This window comes from Bacteroides sp. OF03-11BH (assembly GCF_003604005.1).
GTDB lineage: Bacteria > Bacteroidota > Bacteroidia > Bacteroidales > Bacteroidaceae > Bacteroides > Bacteroides ovatus.
The window spans coordinates 37,766-64,036 of sequence record NZ_QTMW01000032.1 but is presented as its reverse complement, the minus strand read 5'-3'; the positions used below and the strand labels follow the sequence as shown (position 1 = coordinate 64,036).

Annotated in this window: 18 protein-coding genes, 2 tRNA genes and 1 pseudogene; 8 read left to right on the top strand and 13 right to left on the bottom strand. The window is 43.2% G+C overall.

Features of this window, described 5'->3' with window-relative positions:
- Positions 1-386: 386 nt before the first annotated feature.
- Positions 387-1,436, bottom strand: coding sequence for a leucine-rich repeat domain-containing protein (locus tag DXA54_RS19705; RefSeq protein ID WP_120080489.1), 1,050 nt, complete (start codon positions 1,434-1,436; stop codon positions 387-389).
- Between the two features lie 103 nt (positions 1,437-1,539).
- On the opposite strand from DXA54_RS19705, the gene DXA54_RS19700 reads away from it, so the two are divergent.
- Entirely contained in the window at positions 1,540-2,436 is an 897-nt protein-coding gene (locus tag DXA54_RS19700; RefSeq protein ID WP_120080483.1) for a CPBP family intramembrane glutamic endopeptidase, read from the top strand.
- Here DXA54_RS19700 and DXA54_RS19695 read toward each other — a convergent pair.
- The gene (locus tag DXA54_RS19695; RefSeq protein ID WP_120080481.1) at positions 2,408-4,540 is read right to left on the bottom strand and encodes a Tex family protein; all 2,133 of its coding nucleotides are present in this window, start codon (positions 4,538-4,540) and stop codon (positions 2,408-2,410) included. The genes DXA54_RS19700 and DXA54_RS19695 overlap by 29 nt on opposite strands.
- Positions 4,541-4,658: 118 nt before the next feature.
- Between DXA54_RS19695 and DXA54_RS19690 the strand changes: the two genes are divergently transcribed.
- The 3 genes from DXA54_RS19690 (at position 4,659) to DXA54_RS19680 (ending at position 9,322) form a co-directional block, all read left to right on the top strand.
- Complete coding sequence (locus tag DXA54_RS19690; protein WP_120080487.1) at positions 4,659-6,587, top strand: sensor histidine kinase; 1,929 nt, start codon at positions 4,659-4,661, stop codon at positions 6,585-6,587.
- Complete coding sequence (locus DXA54_RS19685) at positions 6,584-8,326, top strand: bifunctional metallophosphatase/5'-nucleotidase (protein ID WP_120080479.1); 1,743 nt, start codon at positions 6,584-6,586, stop codon at positions 8,324-8,326. Before DXA54_RS19690 ends, DXA54_RS19685 begins: the two co-directional genes overlap by 4 nt.
- Positions 8,327-8,419: 93 nt before the next feature.
- Positions 8,420-9,322, top strand: a complete 903-nt coding sequence (locus DXA54_RS19680) for a helix-turn-helix domain-containing protein (RefSeq protein ID WP_120080477.1) — start codon at positions 8,420-8,422, stop codon at positions 9,320-9,322.
- Between the two features lie 2 nt (positions 9,323-9,324).
- On the opposite strand, the gene DXA54_RS19675 is transcribed toward DXA54_RS19680, so the two are convergent.
- The gene (locus DXA54_RS19675; protein ID WP_004306385.1) at positions 9,325-9,909 is read right to left on the bottom strand and encodes a Crp/Fnr family transcriptional regulator; all 585 of its coding nucleotides are present in this window, start codon (positions 9,907-9,909) and stop codon (positions 9,325-9,327) included.
- Between the two features lie 15 nt (positions 9,910-9,924).
- Between DXA54_RS19675 and DXA54_RS19670 the strand changes: the two genes are divergently transcribed.
- On the top strand, positions 9,925-10,746 hold the full coding sequence (locus DXA54_RS19670; RefSeq protein WP_008647192.1) for a DUF3845 domain-containing protein: 822 nt from the start codon (positions 9,925-9,927) through the stop codon (positions 10,744-10,746).
- Positions 10,747-10,772: 26 nt separating this feature from the next.
- On the opposite strand, the gene DXA54_RS19665 is transcribed toward DXA54_RS19670, so the two are convergent.
- From DXA54_RS19665 to DXA54_RS19650, 4 genes are all read right to left on the bottom strand, one after another.
- Positions 10,773-10,847, bottom strand: a tRNA-Glu gene (locus DXA54_RS19665).
- A 65-nt stretch (positions 10,848-10,912) separates the two neighbouring features.
- A tRNA-Ser gene (locus tag DXA54_RS19660) sits at positions 10,913-10,999 on the bottom strand.
- 428 nt (positions 11,000-11,427) lie between these two features.
- Positions 11,428-12,855 (bottom strand): VWA domain-containing protein, encoded by a 1,428-nt coding sequence (locus tag DXA54_RS19655; RefSeq protein WP_207903515.1) that lies wholly within the window; start codon positions 12,853-12,855, stop codon positions 11,428-11,430.
- Positions 12,830-14,404 carry an AAA family ATPase gene (locus tag DXA54_RS19650; protein ID WP_120080485.1) on the bottom strand — a complete coding sequence of 525 codons (1,575 nt, stop codon included), beginning with the start codon at positions 14,402-14,404 and terminating at the stop codon, positions 12,830-12,832. The genes DXA54_RS19655 and DXA54_RS19650 overlap by 26 nt, the downstream gene beginning before the upstream one ends.
- Before the next feature lie 213 nt (positions 14,405-14,617).
- On the opposite strand from DXA54_RS19650, the gene DXA54_RS19645 reads away from it, so the two are divergent.
- The 3 genes from DXA54_RS19645 to DXA54_RS19635 all read left to right on the top strand — a co-directional run bounded on the left by DXA54_RS19645 (position 14,618) and on the right by DXA54_RS19635 (position 19,016).
- Entirely contained in the window at positions 14,618-15,061 is a 444-nt protein-coding gene (locus tag DXA54_RS19645; protein ID WP_004306378.1) for a hypothetical protein, read from the top strand.
- Between the two features lie 262 nt (positions 15,062-15,323).
- Positions 15,324-16,988 carry a putative transporter gene (locus tag DXA54_RS19640; RefSeq protein WP_120080473.1) on the top strand — a complete coding sequence of 555 codons (1,665 nt, stop codon included), beginning with the start codon at positions 15,324-15,326 and terminating at the stop codon, positions 16,986-16,988.
- A 33-nt stretch (positions 16,989-17,021) separates the two neighbouring features.
- Positions 17,022-19,016, top strand: a complete 1,995-nt coding sequence (locus DXA54_RS19635; protein WP_120080471.1) for a fructose-1,6-bisphosphatase — start codon at positions 17,022-17,024, stop codon at positions 19,014-19,016.
- 139 nt (positions 19,017-19,155) lie between these two features.
- Here DXA54_RS19635 and DXA54_RS19630 read toward each other — a convergent pair.
- From DXA54_RS19630 to DXA54_RS19605, 6 genes and pseudogenes are all read right to left on the bottom strand, one after another.
- A pseudogene (locus tag DXA54_RS19630) lies at positions 19,156-19,618 on the bottom strand (GNAT family N-acetyltransferase).
- Between the two features lie 11 nt (positions 19,619-19,629).
- Positions 19,630-20,778 carry an LA_2272 family surface repeat-containing protein gene (locus DXA54_RS19625; RefSeq protein WP_117512272.1) on the bottom strand — a complete coding sequence of 383 codons (1,149 nt, stop codon included), beginning with the start codon at positions 20,776-20,778 and terminating at the stop codon, positions 19,630-19,632.
- Positions 20,779-20,827: 49 nt separating this feature from the next.
- The gene (locus tag DXA54_RS19620) at positions 20,828-22,486 is read right to left on the bottom strand and encodes an AMP-binding protein (protein ID WP_120080469.1); all 1,659 of its coding nucleotides are present in this window, start codon (positions 22,484-22,486) and stop codon (positions 20,828-20,830) included.
- A gap of 253 nt (positions 22,487-22,739) precedes the next feature.
- A complete protein-coding gene (locus DXA54_RS19615) occupies positions 22,740-23,810 on the bottom strand; it encodes a GDP-L-fucose synthase family protein (protein ID WP_120080467.1) in 1,071 nt (356 codons plus the stop codon).
- A 19-nt stretch (positions 23,811-23,829) separates the two neighbouring features.
- Positions 23,830-24,900 carry a GDP-mannose 4,6-dehydratase gene (gene gmd, locus DXA54_RS19610; RefSeq protein ID WP_004297836.1) on the bottom strand — a complete coding sequence of 357 codons (1,071 nt, stop codon included), beginning with the start codon at positions 24,898-24,900 and terminating at the stop codon, positions 23,830-23,832.
- Positions 24,901-24,993: 93 nt separating this feature from the next.
- Positions 24,994-26,163, bottom strand: coding sequence for a dicarboxylate/amino acid:cation symporter (locus DXA54_RS19605; protein WP_120080465.1), 1,170 nt, complete (start codon positions 26,161-26,163; stop codon positions 24,994-24,996).
- Between the last annotated feature and the right edge of the window lie 108 nt (positions 26,164-26,271).

The following is a 26,271-nucleotide window of genomic DNA, read 5'->3' as shown; positions in this document are numbered from 1 at the left end:
ATAAGAATGAAAAAAGGGCGACAAGATAGAATCGCGGAGACGCTTACATATGCAATACGATGAATGTAATGATGAAAAACTCTACCTTCACCCGTAGAGAGCTTATTTATCAGGAGTTCAGAAGAAAGGTGAAGGAGAATAGAGAAATGAGTTTTTTGTAGGAGAAGTGTGAAACTTCTTTTAGTATAAGTAAAAAGCATAGCTTTAGAGAACGGGAAGCTTAGCTTTAGGTGGGCAAAAGCTATGCTTTAGGAAGAGGAAACAATCTATATGTGAAATAATCATGAATATATTCTTCTGCTTAAAATTGGCCAAAAGCATGTTGCTTTTAAATAAGAAAAGGGCTGTTTTTAGTAAGTTGAAGTTTTAGACAGCCCTCAATTCTTCTATTTCTTATAAACCAACTTGCTCGGAACTCCCTCCCCGAACAAATTATCACCCAGCGTCGTAATCTTATTTCCGGTAGCCAACACATAGCGGAGATTATCGCATCCCATAAAAGCACCGAACTCGATAGCCGTTACACTGGCCGGTAATTCCAGCGTGCCGCACAGGCGACCGCAATTACTAAATACACGCTGTCCGATTGATTTCAGGTTATGAGGTAATTTCATATTCAGCAGATACTTCTTTTGCGAGAAAGTGAAATCGGGGATAGCCGTTGCATTCGTCTTGGAAATATCAACCGATACGAGATTCGGCATATAATCACGGATAAGTTTGAAGTCAGCGTTATCCAGTTTCCCTTCAACGGTCAGGAAGTTGATGTCTCTGGGTTGCAGTCCCGCTTTCAGAATCTCTTCTTCCAGTTTACCCATTGCACCCACTTGCAGGGTAGTCTCTACCGGTTCCCCCTCGATAAACGCAAAGTTCTGCCATCTGTCCTTGTAGCGGTAAGAGTCGCTGCTGCCCAGAGGGACGAAGATAGCGGTAACGCTGTCTGCCAACGCTTCCGGCAACAGGTTTGGAGCTGTCTTCTTGCGGATCTGGCAGATTTTCAGGTTCTCGCAACCTTTGAAGGCGGCATCTTCGATATTCTTTGTTTTCTCCGAAAGAATCACTTTCTCCAGCGTGGCTTTGCCTTTGGTCACTCCGTCCACCACGTTCGAGAATGCGTATGCAGGAATGAAGTTCGGCATATAAATATAGAATTTCCCGTTGGGATAAGTGCCCGCTTTTCCGCTGTACATCTTGATTTCAGCGTTCGAAATATCCAATACTTTCAGATTATCAAATTCGTCACGGAGATGGCGGAAGTCCTCCGCGTTCAGTTTGCCGGTCAGTGTGAGATGGGTGACACTGTTGGCTTCCTCTTCAGTCATCATGGAAATCAGCGTACCGGGCTTACTCACATAATACGTCTTACTCACTTGGGCGGCAGCTCCTAATGCGTTAGCGGCCAGTAAGAAACCTATCAATAGTAGTTTAATTTTCATAATTTTGTAGATTTGTTCTGACAAATATAGGAAAAATAGAGAATACATGATGTTTTTTTATGTTTTATATCTAATTTTGTAGCCGGATTAACAAATTGTAAAAATGGAGGCAGACAACATAGATGGGAAGAAAGAACCCAAAAGACTTCCTGTGTGGGCATGTATCCCGCTGTTTATTGTGATACTTTTCATATTTATTGGATTGTATGGGACACTGGTTAGCGGAGGCTTGTCGTTGGTTCTTGGAGTGGAGGCTCGTCATCCGGGAGTAGTAGGGTATATTTTCGTGGAGGCCAGTATGCTTTTGGCTGTTCTTACTGCTGCCGTAATCTTGCTTCGTCTCGAACGTCGTCCGTTTTCTGATTTGGGACTTTCTTTAAAAGGACATGCCAGTGGACTGTGGTATGGACTTCTGATGGCAATCTTGCTCTATTTGCTGGGTTTCGGAATCTCTGTTGTTTTGGGAGAAATAGAAGTCACCGGTTTTCAGTTTAAGCCGTTGGATTTATTGGGGTCGTGGGTGTTTTTCCTGTTAGTGGCGTTGTTTGAAGAAATTCTGATGCGCGGCTATATCCTCGGACGTCTGCTTCATACTAATATGAATAAATTCCTGGCGCTCTTCATCTCGTCGGCATTATTCGCGTTTATGCATATCTTTAATCCGGAAATAGCTTTCCTGCCGATGCTTAATCTCTTGCTTGCCGGTATGTTGCTGGGGGCTTCCTATCTTTATACCCGGAATCTGTGTTTCCCTATCTCTCTTCATCTTTTCTGGAATTGGATTCAAGGTCCGATTCTAGGTTATCAGGTGAGCGGAAATAATTTCGCGACGAGCATGCTGACTTTGCGTATGCCCGAAGAAAACGTACTGAATGGCGGAGCCTTCGGTTTTGAAGGCTCGCTCATTTGCACAGTACTTATGATTGTTTTTACGATTCTGATCGTATGGTGGGGAGAAAAAAGGGAAGCAATCAGTCTTGCTGTACCCCGATCATACTAAGCTGAATCCGTTTCCGGTCATAATCTACATTCATCACTCTGACCATGACGTGTTGATGGATGGATACCACTTCCGTCGGATCGGAAATGAACCGTTCCGCTAATTGCGAGAGGTGCACCAGTCCGTTCTCCTTAATACCTATATCGACAAACGCCCCGAAATTGGTGATGTTGCCTACAATGCCCGGAAGAATCATTCCTTCGCGCAAATCGGCTATGGTGCGCACGTTCTTGTCGAATTCGAAGACTTTGATAGCCTTACGCGGGTCACGTCCCGGCTTGTCGAGTTCCTGCAGAATGTCCTGTAAGGTGGGCAGACCGACGGTAGGGGTGATGTAGGCGGAGATGTTAATCTTCCGGCGGAGTTCCTTGTCGGATATCAGTTCGTCGATGGTACATTTCAGGTCTTTGGCCATTTGCTCTACGATGTGGTAGCTTTCCGGATGCACGGCGGTGTTGTCCAGCGGATTCTTGGCTCCGGGGATGCGGAGGAATCCGGCACACTGTTCGAAAGCCTTGGCACCCATGCGAGGAACTTTCATCAACTCTTTCCGTGAACCGAAAGCTCCGTTTTCCGCCCGGTAGTTGACGATGTTTTGAGCCAGTTGCGGTCCCAGTCCGGAGATATAAGTCAATAGATGGCTGCTTGCCGTATTCAGGTTTACACCGACCAGGTTCACGCAATTCTCTACTGTCTGATCGAGCGCTTTTTTCAGTTTTGTCTGGTCTACATCGTGCTGGTATTGACCTACACCGATGGATTTAGGATCTATCTTCACCAATTCTGCCAACGGGTCCATCAGGCGGCGGCCGATGGAGACTGCTCCCCGCACCGTTACGTCATAATCGGGAAACTCGTCGCGGGCAATCTTCGAAGCCGAATAAATGGAAGCTCCCTGCTCACTGACTACAAACACGAGTATCTGACGGTCGAAGCTCTGGCTGTTGATGAAATCTTCTGTCTCACGGCTTGCCGTTCCGTTGCCGATGGAGATGGCCTCTATCTGATAGGCCTCAATCATCTTGCGGAGTTTGGAAGCAGCTTCTCCTGTTTTGTTCACCGGAGGATGCGGATAGATATTCTCATTATGCAACAGATTGCCTTGTGCGTCGAGGCAGACAACTTTACATCCCGTACGGAATCCGGGGTCGATGGCAAGCACCCGTTTTTGTCCCAATGGAGGGGCGAGAAGAAGTTGGCGGAGGTTCTCGGTGAATACCCGGATGGCTTCCTCGTCGGCTTTTTCTTTGGATTGAGCGGCAAATTCTGTTTCGATGGAGGGCTTGAGCAGACGCTTGTAGGCATCGACTGTGGCTTCGTCCACCTGCTGGCTACACTCGTTGTTGCCACGTACGAACTGACGTTCCAGGCGTTCGATACATGCCTCGTCGTCGGGATTGATGGATACTTTTAGCAGGCCTTCCGACTCTGCCCGGCGGATGGCCAACAGGCGGTGGGACGTGCAACGTTTCAGTGCTTCGGAGAAATCGAAATAATCCCGGTATTTTGCCGCTTCTTCCTCTTTTCCTTTCACTACTTTGGCACTAATCTCTGCCTGGCGGCTGAACTGATTACGTACCGCGTTGCGGGCACGTTCGTCCTCGTTCACTTGCTCTGCAATGATGTCACGGGCGCCTTTAAGGGCATCTTCCACATCTTTCACGTCTCCTTTCACGAAGGAGGCAGCCTTGGTACTAAGATTTTTTTCCCTTTGCAACATCAGGATGGTGGCAAGCGGTTCCAACCCTTTCTGGCGGGCTACTTCAGCACGTGTCTTCCGCTTGGGTTTATAAGGAAGATAAATGTCTTCCAGTTCCGTCGGGTTCCAGGTGTCGTTGATGCGTTTCTCCAGTTCCGCAGTCAGTTTGCCCTGTTCGGTGATGGTGCCGAGAATCGTTTCTTTCCGTTTGGCTATGTCGCACAACTTATCGTGTTGCTCTTTTATTTGCTCTATCTGCACTTCATCCAGTCCGCCGGTAGCTTCTTTACGGTAACGACTGATGAAGGGAATCGTAGCACCTTCACCCAAAAGATGGAGCGTACTACTTATTTGTCTTTCCGGTATACCCAGAAAACCGGAAATCATCTTGTGAAATAATTCCATAATTTGTATTTTTTGAGAGTAAATGAGCGACAAAAATACATATAAATCTGCTAAACCCGACAAGTTTTACTATATTTGCAACTCAATTAATGAATTAACACATCAAAACTGCATAATTATGCTGGGACGTCTTGGATATCTTTTTATCTGTTTCCTTTGGCTTCTGCAGTCAACGGAAGTATTGGCTGTCTCTAAAGATAAGAAACCTATTCTGATTATTTGCTCTTATAATCCGGCAGCACACCAAACTTCGGTCACTATTTCCGATTATATGGATGAATATAGTAAGTTGGGAGGACAGCGCGACATTGTCATCGAAAACATGAACTGTAAAAGTTTCTCGGAGGCTCCGTTATGGAGCGCGATGATGACGCAGATTCTGGCTAAATATCAGGGAGAAAAGCATCCGGCACAAATTATTTTATTAGGACAGGAAGCGTGGGCTGCCTATTTGTCGCAGAGGGATGAAATGCAGGTGAAAGTGCCGGTGATGTGCAGTCTGGCCAGTAGTAATGTGGTGATATTGCCAAAAGATACGGTGGAAAATCTTGATTGCTGGATGCCCGAATCTGTCGATATCTTTGAAGATCATCTGGATATTCCCGAACTGGAATCGGGATTTATCAATCAATATAATATAGAAGGTAATATCTCCATGATTCAAGCTTTCTATCCGAAAACAAAACACATTGCCTTTATCTCGGACAATACTTATGGCGGAGTGACTATGCAAGCGTTGGTACGAAAAGAAATGAAGAAGTTCCCCGATCTGGATTTGATTTTGATGGACGGCCGGAGACATTCTATTTATACCATCGTTGAGGAATTGAGACAGCTGCCCGAAAATACGGTTATTCTGGTGGGAACGTGGCGTGTGGATATGAACGAGGGGTATTTCATGCGGAATGCGACGTATGCCATGATGGAGGCTACTCCTACCATCCCGGCTTTTACTCCTTCATCGGTGAGCCTTGGATATTGGGCGATAGGAGGAGTGCTGCCCGATTATCGGAAAGTGGGAGGAGAAATGGCTATGGAGTCCATACGGATGGATCAGCACCCGGAGGATACGGGGAAGCATCTTTCGATCATTGGCTCTAAAGCGGTATTGGATAGCCGGAAGGTGAAAGAGTGGGGGCTGCGCCCAAGCGTGTTGCCTTTTAAAGTGCAGCTTGTCAACCAACCGGTTTCGTTCTATCAGCAATATACTTATCAGATATGGTCTGCTTGTGCTTTGTTCGTGATTCTGGTACTTGGCTTATGTATCTCTCTTTTCTATTATTTCCGTACGAAACGTTTGAAAGACGAGCTTCTGAAATCGGAGAAGGATTTGCGTGTAGCGAAAGACAGGGCGGAAGAGTCTAATCGTCTGAAGAGTGCTTTCCTTGCCAATATGAGTCATGAGATACGGACGCCGTTGAACTCGATTGTCGGCTTTTCGGATGTACTGGCAATGGGCGGTAGCACGGAGGATGAACAGCAGTCTTATTATAAGATTATCAAAACCAATTCGGATTTGTTGCTTCGTCTGATTAATGATATTCTCGATCTTTCACGCCTGGAGGCGAACCGGGTGACTTTGACGTGGGAGGAATGTGATGTGGTGCAGTTGTGTAGTCAGGTGGTTGCCTCTGTTAGTTTTTCACGGCAGTCGTCGGACAATCAGTTCTTGTTTTCCACTTCTTTTGAAACTTTCCGGATGGTGACGGATGTGCAGCGTATGCAACAGGTAATCATTAATCTGCTGTCCAACGCCGACAAATTTACGAAACGCGGGAAGATTACCTTGGACTTTTCTGTGAATGAGGAAAAGCAAATGGCTATTTTCTCGGTAACGGATACCGGATGCGGTATCCCGAAAGAAAAACAGGGACTTGTGTTCGAGCGTTTTGAAAAGCTGAATGAGTACGCCCAGGGAACCGGATTGGGATTGTCTATCTGTAAATTGATTGTGCATAAATGGAGAGGAAGTATATGGATCGATCCTGACTATACCGGTGGGGCACGGTTCGTATTTTCGCATCCGCTAAATATAGAAAAAGAATGAAACGAATAGGATTTATTTATGGCTTGCTTTTCTGTCTCGTACTGTCTGTTGCGGCGCAGGAAAAGGTGGTGAAGCTGAAGATTGTGGAAACGAGTGACGTACATGGTAATTATTATCCTTACAATTTTATAACCCGCCACGAGTGGAAGGGTAGTCTGGCACGTATTTATTCTTTCGTGCAGAAAGAGCGTGAACAGTATAAAGAGAATCTGATATTGCTGGATAATGGTGATATTTTGCAGGGACAGCCTACTGCCTATTACTATAATTATATAGATACGGTGTCTCCTCATCTTTGTTCGGAAATGATGAATTTCATGAAATATGATGCCGGTAATATGGGGAACCATGATGTGGAAACGGGACGTGCTGTGTTCGACCGTTGGATAGCCACTTGTGACTTCCCTGTGTTGGGTGCCAACATCATTGATACGTCTACGGGAAAACCCCATCTGGCTCCTTATAAGGTGTTGGAACGTGATGGCGTGAAGATTGTGGTATTGGGTATGATTACTCCTGCCATCCCTGCATGGCTTTCTGAAAATCTGTGGAAAGGCTTGCGTTTCGACGATATGGAAGAGACGGCACGCAAATGGATGAAGATTATCCGTGAAAAAGAGAATCCGGATTTGGTGATCGGGTTTTTTCATGCCGGACAGGAGGCTTTCAAAATGTCGGGCAAATACAATGAGAATGCTTCTCTTAACGTAGCGAAGAATGTGCCGGGATTCGATATCGTGTTAATGGGGCACGATCATGCCCGCGAATGTAAGAAGGTGATGAATGTAGCCGGAGATTCGGTGTTGATTATCGATCCGGCCAGCAATGGAATTGTATTGTCTAATGTCGATGTGACCTTGAAACTGAAAGATGGAAAGGTGCAGAGCAAGGACGTCAAAGGGGAGTTGACAGAAACGGAAGCTTACGGAATCAGCGAGGATTTCATGAAGCGTTTTGCTCCGCAATATGAGACGGTGCAGAAGTTTGTATCCAAGAAGATCGGCACTTTTACCGAGAGTATCTCTACTCATCCTGCTTTCTTCGGTCCTTCTGCTTTTATTGATTTGATACATACTTTACAGCTCGATATAACCGGAGCTGACATCTCTTTTGCCGCTCCGCTTTCGTTTGATGCGGAGATAAAGAAAGGGGATGTGTTTGTCAGTGATATGTTCAACTTGTATAAGTATGAGAATATGCTGTATGTGATGACGTTGTCCGGAAAGGAGATTAAGGATTTTCTGGAGATGTCTTATTATATGTGGACGAACCAGATGAAGTCACCGGAAGATCATCTGCTCTGGTTCAAGAAGAAACCTCGGGAAGGTGCGGAAGACAGGGCTTCTTTCCAGAACTTCAGTTTTAATTTCGACTCGGCTTCCGGCATTATTTATACGGTGGACGTGACAAAACCGAAGGGAGAAAAGATTACGATTACGAGCATGGCGGACGGTTCTCCTTTCCGTATGGATAAGATATATAAAGTGGCCTTAAATTCTTATCGTGGTAATGGTGGTGGAGAACTGTTGACGAAAGGATCGGGTATTCCGCAGGAGGATTTGAAGGACCGCATAATTTTCTCTACAGATAAAGATCTTCGTTTCTATTTGATGAATTATATCGAAAAGAAAGGTACGATGAACCCCAAAGCCCTGAATCAGTGGAAGTTTGTTCCGGAGAAATGGACAGTGCCGGCTGCCCAACGTGATTCTGTATATTTATTCCGGTCTGTTCAATAAGTAACTAAAAGTGTTCATTATGTCTGATAATACTCTTGAACGGCTTGTATATCTGATTAAATGCTGGTATATTTGTCGCAAAAAAGAGAGAGTATGTATATTCAAAATGTTCCCAAAGTAGGTATTTCTTCGGTAGTTCATTCTAAACATATAGATTCTGGCAACATTGATGTTGTTGATAATGATATAGCGCTCTTCGATACGGAGAGCATTATATCGTTGTATAATGGACCGACTAAACTGGAGGTGTTGACGGTAGGTCTTTGCCTGGAAGGTACTGGTACTTTTAATATTAGTTTACGTGAGTTCCAACTGTTCCCCGGATTAATGGTGATCGCGCTGCCTAATCAGATTGTCGAACAGCGGTGTTTCAGTTCCGACTTTAAAGCGATATTCTTTGCTGTGTCGAAGAACTTGTTGGAGACATTGCCTAAGATCAGTAATGTGCTTTCCTTATTCTTTTATCTGAAAGATTACCCGTGTTTCAATCTTACACCGCAGGAGCAGGAGACTGTGAAGGAATATCATGCATTTATCAGAAAACGGTTGAAGAATAAGGAGGCTTTATATCGTAAAGAAGTGGTAATGGGCTTGATGCAAGGGTTCTTTTTTGAACTTTGTAATATCTTTACCAATCATGTGCCAGCCAATGCTACTACCATGAAAAATAAAAGCCGGAAAGAATATATTTTCGAACGTTTTTATGAGTCTTTAGTGGAGTCTTACCAGTCTGAACGGAGCGTGAAATTCTATGCTGACCAGTTGTGTCTGACGCCGAAGCATCTTTCGGGAGTAGTAAAAGAGGTCAGCGGAAAAACGGTGGGGGAGTGGATAGACGAACTGGTGATTCTGGAAGCGAAAGCACTTCTGAATTCTTCAAGTATGAATATACAAGAGATTGCCGATCGGCTGAATTTTGCCAACCAGTCGTTCTTTGGAAAGTATTTCAAGCATTACACTGGTATGTCTCCTAAAGAATACCGGAAAAGCCGCTAAAATCATAGAACACCGGAGCGCACACGGCTTAGTGTTTCCGGTGTCATCAAAAGATAAGAGGCAATGTGTGCCAGAGGTGCACGTTTGATAATTTCCGGATGTGTTTCGAGCAGGAGGTTATAGCGTTCGCGGGCGGATTCAAAGCGCCAGGAGTCTGCTTTAATCTGTGACACAATCAAGGAGTATTCCAGTATCTTTTGGTAGAACATATTGATTTCCCAGTTCTCTTTTGCCAATTTTTGTATCATGTCGCGAGGGAACAGGTAGATAATGGAAGGTTCGAGGGTTTCCACGATTAGCCGGGTGGGTACTTGTTTCAGAAAACTCTCAATGCACATCACGATACATCCTTCGTATGAGAAATGTTCGGTCACGTCTTTCCCATTCTTGTAATAGTACTGCCTAAGCATCCCTTTGCCGACAAATACGATTTCATGAGCTACTTCTCCTTCATTCAGCGCTATTGCTCCTTTGGGAAATTCTTCACGAATCAGTATACTTTCTATCTGTCGTCTTCCTTCTATACTCATTTCCGGAAAGCGGGAATTTACAACAGCATTTACAGTCTCTCTTAATAATGTATCCATGTCTTTTCTGTCTTGATGTGTGCAAAAATACTAAAAACGGTTGACATAAATCAAGTGTGGTATAAAAAAGATGTATCTTTGTCCGCAAAATCAAGAGGTAAGATGATAATGAATAAGATAATAGGCTTGGCAGTGTTGCTGTTCTGTTTGAGTGGTTGCGTAAGGGATAATGATGCTATTTATTATCCGGTTGGCAACGTAGATGTGGAAAGAGGCGGTCCGGCTTTGGAGGCTGGAAAGGGTGATTTAATAACCCGTAGTTACAATACCGAAGATTATGTGCTGGACACGCTTGCGCAATATCCGGGTGATCCGACGCTTGGTAAACTGACATTCATGGTCAGTCTGAAAAACCGGTTGGCAGATCAGGAGGTGAGTGGCTTTAATGGTGTCGGTCTATCCAAACTAACGATGAGTCTTGGATATAAAGACGGCAACTATCCGGCAGAAAGCCAGGTTCCTGTTTATACTTCGTCCGACGTGACTGCCAGTTATGCCATTAAACTTCGTTTAAAGGGAGAATTGACTTTAACAGGAGACGAATGGATGATTGACTATATTTATGCTCAATTAGCGGGTTTATTCCAGCCTTATCCTCCTACGTCTTTCCCGGAAGTGTTTATGTGTAAAGGGGGTGAGCAATCGTATGCAACGTTCGATTCTTTTCGTAGAACCTGGACATTTGATATTACTTATGATCGTTCCAACCTTTCTTTCAGCCAACTGTATTTCAATCTGTTTGTGAATCTGGCAGGACAGAAAAGGGAGGATAGAGTCCGGTTGAGGATTGATAAGGAATCTTATTTCGAGATCTATAAAGAAAAAGAGGAAATGTAGTTAAACTGCATTTCCTCTTTTTTCTTTGGTAGTGGGTACGAGAATCGAACTCGTATTACATGCGTGAGAGGCATGTGTCCTAACCGTTAGACGAACCCACCGGAGTTTGATAGATTTAAAAAGAGCCAAGTCTATAAAACTTAGCTCTTTTTATTTTGAGATTTTGCGGAAGCTGGGGGATTCGAACCCCCGGTACCCTTACGAGTACGTCAGTTTAGCAAACTGGTGGTTTCAGCCACTCACCCAAACTTCCTTGAACCCGCATTCTCTCTCAAATGCGGTGCAAATATAGGGGGAACTTTTGGACTACGCAAATCTTTTAGCAAGATTTTTTTTACCTGTTTTTTGTGAAATGAGATAACCTGCTATGTTTCAAATGTTAAACGGAAGAAATTTTTTTCGAAAGCTTTTAATTTTTATCGATGGAATGGGAACTTGAAACATATTGACGCTATCCGCTTATTATAGTGACGGTATCTTCATGGGATAGGGTAAACATCCGGATGGGATAGTGACGGTATATTTGACGTGAGAAAAGAACATAAAAAAAGGCTATCTATCCCAGACAGCCAATCTTTTGTTAACCTTAAATCTAATACTATGAAAAACACAGTACAAATATACGGACTTCTGTCGAATTTGCAAATAAAACAAGAAAAAAGAGATGTTTTATAACATTGATTAAATATTTGATTCTTCAATTCTATTTTTATTAAGACTTTCAGCGTTTTGAACACTATATTCCCAATATTTATCACATAATTTCAGATAACTGGTCTCGGCACTTTTGCCTCCTAAAGAAATGGCATACATTTTTGTCTGTTTTGCTTTTGCATGTTCTATGGTCCGGGATAGCAGTTTATCGACTGGACGCATCTCAAAATCCGATACGGTGATGATGTCTGCTTCCATATATCCTTCTTCGCTGATCTTTCGCAAAGCATGTGTGATGACTGGTTCCATATCTGTGCCACCATGAAAAGATTGGCTTAGAAAATCGACAAGGCGATCGAAACTACTCCCTAAATCGGTTATTTCAATACACTCGATATCATCGGAGAAGAGGATGACGTAACATTTCCGATGTTGTACTTCTGTCAATTCGGCAATGGCAAGTAGAGTAGATTTTGCGATTCTTTCCCGTTCGCCTGCCATAGAACCGGAAGTGTCCAGGCAAACGATGAAAGGGCCTTCAGCTTCTTCGGAAACTTCATTTCCTACTGTTTTCTTATCATTGATGGTTTGTTTCTCGTGCGATTGATAATCGATGACTTGTAGTCTCTTCTCTATGAAACGCTCGAAAAATATGGGTTGCAGGTTCTTTTCCGCCAGATAACAATATTCCAGAGGGAGAAGACTATTCAAATCGTTTCCTTCACAAATGCCTGCAATATCACTTCGGGTGGCATGAGATATAATTTGTTCCCGGTGAATACCTGCGGTCATTTTGAAACGTTTCCGGCTACTTTGGTGTTTTTTGCCTAAGATTTCTACCAGTTCGCGGATAACGGGATTTCGTTTGATCGTTTCTTCGTATTCTAAAATCTGTTCCGCTATCTGTTTATGATTGCGAAGTAGCCAGACGAGGCGTGAGCCACCGCGTACCGGAAGATTTTTGGCTAATGCCAGTTGAATACGGTAGAAATCCTCACAGAGTTGCTCGATATGTTCCATCTGATAGTTGAACTCATTGTTCGAGAGTAGCGTATGCCACTTGTCGAAAAAAAGAGTCCGCAACGCTTTCCATTCTTTGGAACGCGGGCTGATTGCATTAAAACGTTGGAGGTAGTATTTTACGTTGAGGTCTACCAGGTGATATTTCATGGAGAAGGGGTATGCGCTGTTTTTCAGGAATTGAAGAAACTTTGCGTCCGATGCTTCATTCATTTCATGAAAGTATTCCCATTGCGATGCATAACGGGAGTAGAAATCTTGCAGGGAGGGTTGTGTGTGACGAAAATACAGATGAATGTCCGCATCCAGTTCTTCGGGACGGATAATCAGATTGTGTAGTTGTTCGTCGTACACATCATAGGCTATTCCCTGCAATTTTTCGTAATAAATGTCTTGCAGGTGCTTGAGCCTAATACTCTCTGTTCTCTTGTTCATGGGCATGAGCGATGATGCGAAGTTCGTTCCGGTAGTTCTCTATGATATGTGCAGTTTCCCCTAAGATTCGCTTAATTTTGCTTTTTTGCGATGAACTTAAGAAAAAATGTTCCTTTGTATATGCTGTTTCCCGCTCGGAGATTGTTTTATATTCTACCTCCATTTGATGAAGTAAATCTATCACTTCCTGCAATGTAAATTCGAACGGAGTACTGCCGTCCTGCTGTGTTGGCAAAGGTTCGCAATTATCATAACATAGTAGTGGATACTCCTGATTGTTGACGAAAACAGATCGTTTCCCTTTTCGGAGGGAATAAATATTCTTTTGTGCGATATTCCTGTTCTTTACGAAATCGTAGGCTTTCAGGATTTTGTTGACCGGACGGAATTTATCCTGTTGGATATAAAACAACCGGTTGCTGTCTTTCCTCAAAGACTGGTAATCCGAAGCAAAGATGAGTAAATTTCCGGCAATGTGGTAACCTTCTATGCGATGATAGAAGGTATCTACGACCTGGATTCCCGGATCGCTAAGTTCCCGTAGGCTGTGTTCGGACTTCATGTTTTCTTTCAATGTATCCAGTTTCTGTTCCAGTCGTTTTTCTCCCAATAAATATGTATTGATTCCCCGTGCAATCGACTGTTCCACTATGTTTTCGATGATGGGGAGCTGCGAAACTTCATCCCACAGACAGGCACTCATCAGCAAGCAGTCGGAGAAGTGAATTCCCGGAGATTCGTTCAGATAGGCCGAGGTGCGGAGCAGACCTACTATTTTTTTCCAACGGCGGTCGGATATATAGATCGGAGGGGTGTTTTCATCCCGCCCTGTATTATATTGTTCGATTTCTCGTTTGATATTGTGAATCAGCTCGAAGATGGTATAGTGGATACCTACTTTCTCACTTTCAGCTTGTATTTGATTGTATAATTCATCGTCTACCTGGAGTTTTGCCGGGATTTCAGGTTCTACTTCCCGTGTAGAAGAAATCATCTGGTCGAAAGCATATTCCTGTTCAATGCATCCGACAAACTGGCGGATCAGGAAACGGTCGTATAGGGCTTCCAGTCCTTCACCTTTTGCGGGTAGTTCGTTGGACGCGGCAATCAGCGCTTTCAGAGGAACACGCACCGTAAATTGTCCGTTGCGATATATCTTTTCATTGATTACTGTCAAAAGAGAATTTTGGATAGCAGGACCGGCTTTCCATATTTCATCCAGGAAGACAATCGATGCTGTCGGCAAGTATCCTTTTGTAATACGTTCGTATGTATCTTCATCTTTCAATTTTGAGATGGAGACGGGGCCGAATATTTCATCCGGTGTACTGAAACGAGACATCAGATATTCAAAAGCATCCGCATCTTTAAAAGCCAGTTTGAGCCTGCGCGCCACTAAGCTCTTGGCTACTCCCGGAGGGCCCAATAGAAAGATACTTTCACCTGCCATGGCAGATAATAGGGAGAGTGCGATGGTATGTTCTTTTTCGAATACTCCCTCATTGAGGGATTTCAGCAGTTGGGTGATATGGGATTTGATTGACTTCATGCGACAGATGATTTCATGTGTTGTTAACAGGAGGCAAAGATACAAGAATTCTTTGAAATAGACTTCATTGGGGGGATTTACCCCTAGATTTAGGCAATTTCCTCCCGATAAGTAGGAGTTTTCAGTTTCATAAGGAAAATTCATTCTCTACTTTTGTTCTATCGAAAGATAAATGATAGATAATAATTAGAGAACCGTTAAAAATAAAGGAATATGAAAACGAACACATTTAAATACTTCGGTTTGGCTTTGATGGCTATATTGATGGTAAGTTTTACCTCTTGCGAAGTGGAAATAGACAGTTTCTATGATGATGATAATAATGGTGCAGGATACTATAATCGTTCGGCTGATTTGTGTAGCCGTACCTGGGTTAGTTTCTACCGGGACATGGACGGTAACTATTGCCGTCAGGAACTGGATTTCTTTTTAGATCGTACGGGAATTGACTATATACGGGTGGAATATCCTAACGGGACAGTAGAGCAGTATGAATATAATTTCCGTTGGAGCTGGGAGAATTATGCGCAGACTTCCATTCGTATGTCATACGGACCGAATGATGTTTCATACCTGGATGATGTGTACATCGGTGGAAACAGGTTAAGCGGTTATCTGGACGGACGAAATAACTTTGTGGAGTTTCAGGGGAAATGATGAAAGATAAAACGGAAAGAAACAGAGGGAAAAAGATCGTTTGAGGGATAACAAGATGCAGGTGAAAAGAGAAGGATAAGATAGTTAAGATAGAAATAGGATAGTTATTAGGAACAAAATAATAGGTAACGGAGTAAAAGGGTAATCAATAAGATTTCAAGATATATGATTCAGGGTATAAATAGGGCGCGAAATGAAAGCTTAAAAGTTTTGAACCGGACTAAATAGTTTTTATCTTTGCGCCCTATTAGTTTTTATATACATGGAGTGGTTATATAGTCTATTTCTCGAACATTCTGCCTTACAGGCTGTTGTGGTACTTTCATTGATTTCTGCCATTGGTCTGGGCTTGGGAAGAGTGCATTTCTGGGGAGTTTCCCTGGGAGTCACTTTTGTTTTTTTTGCAGGCATCCTCGCCGGCCATCTCGGGCTTTCGGTCGATCCGCAGATGTTGAACTACGCAGAAAGTTTCGGACTGGTCATTTTCGTTTATTCTCTCGGTTTGCAAGTCGGTCCCGGTTTCTTTAGCTCTTTCCGCAAAGGAGGGGTAACATTGAATATGCTGGCATTGGGAGTTGTTCTGTTGGGAACGTTGTTGACCGTGGTGGCTAGTTATGCAACAGGTGTCTCTCTTCCTGATATGGTCGGTATCCTTTGTGGAGCAACGACGAATACTCCAGCGTTGGGAGCCGCACAACAAACATTGAAACAGATGGGAATGGACAGCAGTACTCCTGCTTTAGGATGTGCGGTAGCCTATCCGATGGGGGTAGTTGGTGTAATCCTTGCCGTTTTATTAATTCGCAAAGTGCTGGTTCACAAAGAAGACTTGGAGATAAAAGAGAAAGATGATGCGAACAAAACCTACATTGCAGCGTTTCAAGTACACAATCCTGCTATTTTCAATAAAAGCATCAAGGATATAGCTCGCATGAGTTACCCGAAGTTTGTCATCTCCCGCTTATGGCGTGACGGACATGTAAGTATTCCGACTTCTGACAAGATATTGAAGGAAGGTGACCGTTTACTGGTGGTAGCTGCGGAGAAAGATGCTTTGGCCTTGACCGTGCTTTTTGGTGAACAGGAAAATACGGATTGGAATAAAGAGGACATTGACTGGAATGCGATTGATAGTGAATTGATTTCGCAACGTATTGTCGTTACCCGCCCTGAACTGAATGGTAAGAAACTCGGTTCACTCCGGTTGAGAAATCATTATGGGATTAACATTAGTCGCGTTTACCGGTCGGGTGTACAGTTGCTTGCTACTCCGGGATTGGTACTTCAATTAGGAGACCGCCTGACGGTAGTGGGAGAGGCTGCTGCTATTCAGAATGTGGAGAAAGTACTTGGAAATGCTGTAAAAAGTTTGAAAGAACCCAATCTGGTTGTTGTGTTTATCGGCATCGTACTCGGTTTGGCATTGGGGGCGATTCCTTTCTCTTTTCCGGGTGTCAGTACTCCTGTGAAGCTGGGATTAGCGGGTGGACCGATTATCGTTGGTATCCTTCTGGGAACTTTTGGACCACGGATACACATGATTACTTATACCACCCGTAGTGCGAATCTGATGTTACGTGCCTTGGGACTTTCCATGTACCTTGCTTGTCTGGGACTGGATGCCGGAGCTCATTTTTTCGACACCGTATTCCGTCCGGAAGGTTTGTTATGGATCGCTTTAGGAGCCGGATTGACTATTGTTCCAACCGTACTGGTGGGTTTTGTGGCTTTCAAGATGATGAAGATTGATTTCGGTACTGTATCTGGCATGTTGTGCGGAAGTATGGCAAATCCGATGGCACTGAACTATGTAAACGATACAATTCCCGGCGACAACCCATCCGTGGCCTATGCGACCGTTTATCCGCTGTGTATGTTTCTGCGGGTAATTATCGCTCAAGTGTTGTTAATGTTCTTGTTGAATTGAGAAATAATTGTAAATAGTAAAATTGTAAATAGAATGACTGCTCAAAGTAACATAACTCCTGAAAGCATTGTGAGTGATCTCCGTTACCTACAACTGCTTTCCCGAAGTTTTCCTACCATTGCCGATGCCAGTACGGAAATAATCAACTTAGAGGCTATCTTAAATCTACCTAAAGGGACGGAGCATTTCCTGACTGATATTCATGGAGAATATGAAGCTTTTCAGCATGTACTGAAAAATGCTTCCGGTGCGGTAAAACGTAAAGTAAATGAAATATTCGGCAACACTCTTCGTGAAGCTGAAAAGAAAGAAATCTGTACTTTGATTTATTATCCCGAAGAGAAACTGCAATTGGTGAAGGCCCGTGAAAAGGATCTGGATGATTGGTATCTGATTACGCTGAACCAACTGGTGAAAGTCTGTCAGAACGTGTCTTCCAAATATACTCGTTCGAAGGTTCGTAAATCACTGCCTGCCGAATTCTCTTATATCATTCAGGAGTTATTGCACGAATCGTCTATCGAACCGAATAAGCATGCTTATATTAATGTAATTATCAGCACAATTATCACTACGAAGCGTGCCGACGATTTCATTATCGCTATGTGTAATCTGATTCAGCGCTTGACTATTGATTCTCTTCATATCGTAGGTGATATTTACGACCGTGGTCCCGGTGCGCATATCATTATGGATACATTGTGTAATTACCACAATTTCGATATTCAATGGGGAAATCATGATATTCTTTGGATGGGAGCAGCTTCCGGTAATGATAGTTGTATCGCTAACGTGATACGTATGTCCATGCGCTATGGTAATCTGGGTACACTTGAAGACGGATACGGAATCAATTTGCTTCCATTGGCTACTTTTGCAATGGATACGTATGCCGATGATCCTTGCGCAATCTTCATGCCGAAAATGAACTTTGCCGATGCTCATTATAATGAGAAGACTTTGCGTTTGATTACTCAAATGCATAAAGCCATTACCATTATCCAGTTTAAGCTGGAAGCTGAAATCATCGACCGCCGTCCGGAATTCGGAATGGCTAATCGTAAACTTCTGGAGAAGATTGATTTTGAACGCGGCGTCTTTGTATATGAAGGAAAAGAATATGCTTTGCGTGATACCAACTTCCCGACTGTAGACCCGGCAGATCCTTACCGACTGACTGAAGAAGAACGCGAATTGGTAGAAAAGATTCATTATTCATTTATGAATAGTGAGAAATTGAAGAAGCACATGCGTTGTCTGTTTACCTATGGCGGTATGTATCTGGTTTCAAACTCGAATCTTCTTTATCATGCTTCTGTTCCTCTGAATGAGGATGGCAGCTTTAAACATGTCAAAATACGTGGTAAGGAATACTGGGGACATAAATTGCTGGATAAAGCCGATCAATTGATCCGTACCGCTTATTTCGATGAAGAAGGAGAGGAGGATAAGGAATTTGCTATGGATTATATCTGGTATATGTGGTGTGGTCCGGAAGCTCCTTTGTTCGATAAAGATAAGATGGCGACTTTTGAGCGCTATTTTGTAGAAGATAAAGAGTTACATAAAGAAAAGAAAGGCTATTATTACACATTGCGTAACCGGGAAGATATTTGTGACCAGATTTTGACAGAGTTTGGAGCTTCAGGGCCTCATTCGCATATAATCAACGGTCATGTGCCTGTGAAGACGATTCAGGGAGAACAACCTATGAAAGCCAATGGCAAGCTTTTCGTTATTGATGGTGGTTTTTCAAAAGCTTATCAGCCGGAAACGGGAATTGCGGGATATACGCTTGTTTATCATTCTCATGGTATGCAACTCGTACAGCACGAACCGTTCCAGTCTCGTCAGAAAGCCATTGAAGAGGGGCTTGATATCAAATCGACCAACTTCGTTCTCGAATTTAATTCGCAACGAATGATGGTGAAAGATACCGATAAGGGAAAAGAACTGGTGACTCAAATACAGGATTTGAAGAAACTCCTTGTTGCTTATCGTACTGGTCTGATAAAGGAAAAGATATGATAGATCGAAATGATAAGGGCTTAAAGCCATCATTCATCATTTGATAGCTTAAGTAATGCTTAAAATATAGTGTCTTTATTTACTTGATATATAAGGAAAAAGTGCAATTCATTATTTATTTTGAATTGCACTTTTATTATTAATGCCCGCTATATTCCATACTATACATATCAAAGCCTTTGGCCCAATAGTCTCTTTGGATTTCTTTCAGTGAATCCTTGCTTTTCGTAGAATTTATAGGCTAATTGTGAAGTTCTAACGGTTATTTTTTGAATACCATCAATGGACTTTAATATTTCAATTCTATATTTTAATAATTGTGCTCCTAACGATTTGCCTTGGTACTGGGGATGTATGATATCCCAACTTATTTTTCCGCTGGCTTTATCCTTTGTAAAATTTATTCCGCCACAGCCTACAACCTTCTTGTTGAGTAATAGAACAAAATAAAGTTCACGTTCGCTATCCAGATAGTTACTAAAATCAGCTTCTTCTTTCGGTGCAAAATATGCAGGCGTGTTCTGTCTGATTAAATCTATTACAGCATTCTTATCTGTTGGCTGGTATTCTCTAATTGTAGTTATGTTCATCTCAACGTTCATTGTAATTTTATTTAGAAAAGAACAATGCCTGCTTCTATAATCGCTCCTTTATCGTAATTGCTTGATTTATTATAGAATCTGGTTAACCCATAACCACCTGTTGCATAGATGCCGAACTTCCTGGTAAATTGATATTCCAGATTGGCACGTGCCTGCAATGCATATAAGCGTTTCGGAATCACCTCGTCTTTGTTATCGAACGCCTCGATATGCTGGTAGCCAAGGTCTCCGCTGATGGATAAGCCTTTGTAAAGAGGGAAGGACAAACCGGCACGATAGGATGCACTTGCCGAAAACTTATCATTCAACCCCTGATACATGGAGCCGACTCCCAGAATGGTATAAAACAATTGGTTCTTGAAGCGTACACCTATATTGACAGGCGTAGCATTTCCACCATACACCATCATCTGCACTCTTGTATCAGGATTCGCATTAACCAATCCGAGTTGGAATCCCTTCATATCTTCTTTGTAATAATTGACAAGGCCAATTTGAAGTCCGCGAGCCTGCGTTACATAATTACATAATGCTATTTGCACCCCATTCAGTTTCGATGCAGTTATGTTGGCAATTCCTGCAATCTGCAAGCCGTTCATGTGTTCGCCTACTACATTCAAAAGTCCGGAAGCCATCAAGCCGCCGAAACTCTGTCCTGTAATATTTGCCGCTCCGGAAAAGTGTAGTCCCGAAGCCATATTGCCCGTCACATTCATGAAACCGCTAATCATTAACCCCGAGGTATTATCTCCTCCGATACTGGTTAAACCGGATATGATTACTCCCTGAGTTCTGTCGCCGGTGATATTTACCAGTCCGGCAGCAGAAAGTCCTACGGTGTTGTTACCACTGATATTACTGATACCGGCCAGCTGGACACCCCTCATTGTTCCACCTGCTAGATTGGCTAATCCGGTGATTTGTACTCCGTTCATGTCACCATGTACCACACTCCCCAATGCATTGATACCCACACCGTTCAAGCGATTCATTGTAGACAGGAGGCCGATGTTCACATAAGTCGTCTGTGTACTGTCATGCGGTTGCGTACAAATATCTTTCCAGATAGATATATTAATACCTGCACTCTTGTTCTGTGCCGGTAAACAAACGGCAGCCATTAGTATAGCTGCCGTGAATATTGTTTTCTTTATCTTCATTCCTTTCTCTTTTCGGTTTAAGTAATATCTCTATGCAACTAACTTTATATTAGCCTTTTGCTTCCTGGTATAAATAACGTTTGATGCTCTTCTTCGGTGTCTTTTCGAATTCTTCCGGATAGATTTTCATCTTGGATATTTGGCTGTAAGCCGGTAGCGTATCATTCAGTGCCACACGGTTTTCTTCCATTATTTGCTCGATGTCTTCATTCTTCAGGCCATGAGCGAAAGCGTCGTCAAAATCAGGATAAACAAGTCCGACAAGTTTTTCGTTTTGCTGAACGATAATACTTTCAGCCACGTATGGCAGGTTGTTCAATTTATCTTCAATTTCTTCCGGGTAGATATTCTGTCCGCTAGCACTCAATAACAGGTTCTTGCTGCGTCCTTTGATCGTAACATTTCCTTCAGCATCCATCAAAGCCAGGTCACCTGTATGCAGCCATCCGTCTTTGTCGATAACTTTCTGGGTGGCTTCTTCGTTTTTGTAATATCCCAACATCACATTCGGACCCTTACATACGATTTCGCCAACAATGTTCTCGGGATCAGATGACAACACTTTCACATCCATACGTGGTACAGCTTTTCCGCATGAACCTGGTTTGAATCTTCTCCAATCCTCGTAACAGATAATCGGACCACATTCCGTCATTCCATATCCTACTGTATAAGGGAAATCAATCATTTTCAAGAACTGTTCTACTTCCTGATTGAAAGCAGCACCTCCTACAATAACAGCTTTGAAGTTTCCGCCAAATGCTTTAATCATTTCTTCGCGTACCGTTGCTTTTATCTTGTCATTGATGATAGGTACTTTTAGTAAGATCTTCATTGCAGGAGTTTCCAGTTTCGGAAGTACGCTCTTCTTGATGATTTTTTCGATGATAAGCGGTACGGCAACAATCAGATTAGGTTTCACCTCTTCGAAAGCCTGGAAAATGATTTTCGGACTCGGCATGCGAGTAAGGAAGTAGATGTGGCAACCCACGGAGAACTCATAAAGGAATTCGAAAGCCAGTCCGTACATGTGTGCCATAGGGAGCATGGATACGATCTTATCTCCGGCTTGCAGGTCTAACACTTCAAAAGCAAATTTGGTATTCGACCACAGACTGCGATAGGGGAGCATTACTCCTTTCGAGTAACTTGTTGTTCCTGAAGTATAATTGATAACAGCCAGTTCTTCCGGTTCATCCTTATGATAAGCGATATGCTCTGTGCGGAAATTCTTCGGATATTTTTTGCCGAACATTTCGTTCAGATGCTCGCGTGCATAAGTCAGTCGTTCGCTGCGTGACACTAGCAGGGTGAAGTCATTCATCATCAGGATACCCTCCAGTAGCGGCATTGCCGACTCATTCAGGTTTTCCCATACCATATCTCCTACAAGCAGTAATTTTGCTTCGGAATGGTTGACGATGTTATGTATATTGTCCGCTTTAAATTCATGGAGGATGGGTACAACAACTGCCCCATACGTCAGTGTAGCAAGGAAAGTGACTCCCCAATGAGAGCTGTTTCTTCCGCAAACAGCGATTTTATCTCCTTTGCGGATTCCACTTTCTTCAAAAATGATATGGAGTTTTTCGATCTTGCGAGCTACGTCTTTATACTGTAAAGTTGCACCTTTATAATCGGTCAGGGCATCCAGGTCCCAATTATTTTTGATACTATTCTCAATGTAGGCTATAAAACTTTGTTCCATTGTTTTGCACATTTGGTATTAATTTGTGCAAATATAGCAATTATATTAAGAATGAAGAATTAAGAGGGAAGAATTTTTGGAAATGGGGGAAGGGCGATGTAGTGAGATTGCGACAGGCTGGTAGGAGGAAAGATTATGCTTATAGCTAATTTCATTATGCTATAACCAAAAATCATTATGCTATAATCAAAAAAAAATATGCTATAAGCAAAAATAATTCTGCTCATAGCATATTGATTGATTCTTTAAATTCTTATTTCAAGTACCATTCGTACATTCTTTGTACGCCTTCCTCGATTTCAATTTTATGGTGCCACCCCAAAGAGTGCAGTTTCGAAGGATCGGTCAGCTTGCGCATAGTGCCGTCCGGTTTGCTGCTGTCGAAGGTCAGTTTTCCTTGATACCCTACAGTTTCTACAATATGTTCGGCCAGCTGACGGATGGTGATTTCCTTACCGGTGCCGATGTTGATATGGCAGTTGCGGATATCTTTGCTGCCTTCTTTATAGGTATCTTTGAAGTCTACGTGCTCCATTACGAAGACGCTGGCATCTGCCATTTCTTCGCTCCAAAGGAACTCGCGGAGTGGAGTACCTGTCCCCCAAAGAGTGACTTCTGTTTCGCTGATTCCGTATTTTTGCAGAATAGCCAGGATTTCTTCTTTCGGACTGTCGCCATTTACACCTTCCACCGGACGCAGATTCATATCCTTGCGTACAGCTTCCCAGTTTCCTTCTTTCAGACAGTGTGCCAGATGAATCTTTCGGATCATGGCAGGCAGTACATGACTGCGTTCCAAGTCGAAATTATCATTCGGTCCGTAAAGGTTTGTCGGCATCACAGCGATGTAGTTCGTTCCATATTGCAGGTTGAAGCTCTCGCACATTTTCAGTCCGGCAATTTTGGCGATTGCATACGGCTCGTTGGTATATTCTAACGGTGAAGTAAGCAATACATCTTCTTTCATCGGCTGTTCGGCATCGCGTGGATAAATACACGTGCTACCAAGGAAGAGCAACTTCTTTACATGGTGACGGAAGCTCTCTCCGATGATATTCTGTTGAATTTGCAGATTCTTATAGATAAAGTCGGCACGGTAGATGCTGTTCGCCATGATACCACCCACAAAGGCAGCAGCAAGGAATACATATTCCGGTTGTTCTTCATCGAAAAAATTACGGACAGCCGTGCCATCCAGCAGATCAAGCTCTTTGTGAGTGCGGCCTACCAGATTGGTGTATCCTTTATCCTGCAAATTCTTCCAGATAGCAGATCCCACAAGTCCGCGGTGTCCTGCTACATATATCTTTGCATTCTTTTCCATTCTATTAGTAAAGCAAGTTTTAATGTTTGGTAGCAATCATTCGTCTCACTTTCTCCATATCGTGGCGAACCATGATACTTACCAGTTCTTCGAATGATGTTTTACGTGGATCCCAGCCCAACAGTGTTTTAGCTTTAGTCGGGTCGCCCAGCAATTGTTCTACTTCCGATGGACGGAAATACTTCGGATCAACTTCTACCAGAGATTTTCCGGTAGCTACGTCGATACCTTTTTCATTTACGCCTTCACCTTCCCAACGAAGCTCGATCCCTGCTTCTTTGAATGCTAACGTTGCGAATTCGCGCACCGTGTGCATTTCTCCAGTAGCAATAACGAAATCTTCGGGAACATCATGTTGCAGGATCAGCCACATACATTCGATGTAATCCTTGGCATATCCCCAGTCGCGAAGAGAATCCAGATTACCCAGGTACAGTTTGTCCTGTTCGCCCTGTGCGATACGTGCGGCAGCAAGCGAAATTTTACGGGTAACGAACGTCTCACCACGGCGTTCGCTCTCGTGATTGAACAAAATACCGTTTACTGCAAACATACCATAGCTTTCGCGGTAGTTTTTAGTAATCCAGAAACCATATTGTTTGGCTACCCCATACGGAGAACGGGGATAGAATGGAGTTGTCTCTTTTTGTGGAACTTCCTGCACCTTACCGAACAATTCGGAAGTAGAAGCCTGATAGATGCGGGTTTTCTTTTCCAGTCCCAGGATGCGTACAGCTTCGAGCATACGCAACGTGCCGATAGCATCTGCTTCGGCAGTGTATTCCGGAACGTCGAACGAAACCTTCACGTGGCTTTGAGCTGCGAGATTGTAGATTTCATCCGGTTGCACCTGTTGAATAATACGAATTAACGAACTAGAATCTGTCATATCCCCATAATGCAGATTAATCGTACGTTTCTGTTTCATGTCGCGCACCCACTCGTCAAAATACAAATGTTCAATACGTCCTGTATTGAACGAAGAAGAACGACGGAGTATACCGTGTACTTCGTAACCTTTTTGCAATAGAAATTCGGCAAGATAAGAACCATCTTGCCCGGTGATGCCTGAAATTAGGGCTTTTTTCATACGCTAATTATTTATATAATTGAAAATGTGGGTGCAAATGTCGGCATTTTTTGTGACCCAGCCAAGTGACTTTCCAATTATTTTTCAGCACAGTCATTCAGCACGGCTTTTTCCCATTATTTTGTCGATAATCAAAGCGATAGCTCCGTCTCCCGTCACATTGCAGGCAGTGCCGAAACTGTCCATGGCGATGTAAAGCGCAATCATCAAAGCTTGTGCCGATTCGTCGAAACCGAGCATGGATTGCAGAATCCCCAGGGAAGCCATGATTGCTCCACCCGGAACTCCCGGAGCGGCTACCATTGTGATACCCAGCATAAAGATAAACCCGGCGAACAGGGGGAAGTCGAACGGCATTCCCTGCATCATCATCAATGCCAGTGCGCAGGCTACGATTTTCAATGTGCTGCCCGATAGATGGATGGTGGCACATAGCGGAATCACGAATCCGGCCACTTCGGCAGATACTCCGTTCTTTTTGGCCTGTTCCAGCGTCACGGGGATGGTGGCTGCGGATGATTGTGTGCCCAATGCCGTGAAGTAAGCCGGCAGCATTTTGATAAGCAATTTGAATGGATTTTTATGCACAAACAATGCCGCAATGGAATACTGAAAAACCAACAGGAAAATATGAAGAACGAAGATGACTCCGATAATTTTAATAAACACCATCAGGATAGAATATACTTGTCCCGAATGTGTCATGTTGAGGAATATGCCGAAAATATAAAGCGGCAGCAAAGGCAGAATGACGGCACTTATCATTCGTACGATAATTTCCTGAAAATCACGTGCCACATTTTTCAATGCGTCGCTGTTGAGTGACGCCAGTCCTAACCCCAGTGTGAAAGCTAAAACCAGGGCTGTCATCACGTTCATCAGTGGCGGAATGGAAACGGAGAAGTAGGGGAGGATTCCCTGCGCTGCGCTTACTTCTTCAAGTGGTGCACCCGGTTCGATAAGTGAGGGAAATATTGTGACTCCTGTGAAGTAGGAGAGAAAGCCGGAAAAAAGAGTAGCGAAGTAAGCGATCAAAGCAGTCAGGAGCAGCATTTTTCCTGCACCTTTCCCGATGTCGGCAATAGCCACAGTGACCAGCCCGACGATAATCAATGGGATAGAGAAATTGAGAAATTCACTGAAAATACCATTGAACGTAACAAATATTCGCACTAGCGGAGCCGGGAAAACTGTGCCGATGGCAATACCCAAAATGATGGCGATAACGATGCGTGCCAACAAACCGATTTTGATCTTCTTCATCCTTGATTTTATTTGTAGACTACAAAAATAATGTTTTAATCTAAAATCTTGCGAACAAATGTGCATTTTAAATGTTACTAAGATAAAGAATATTCAAAATATACAAGT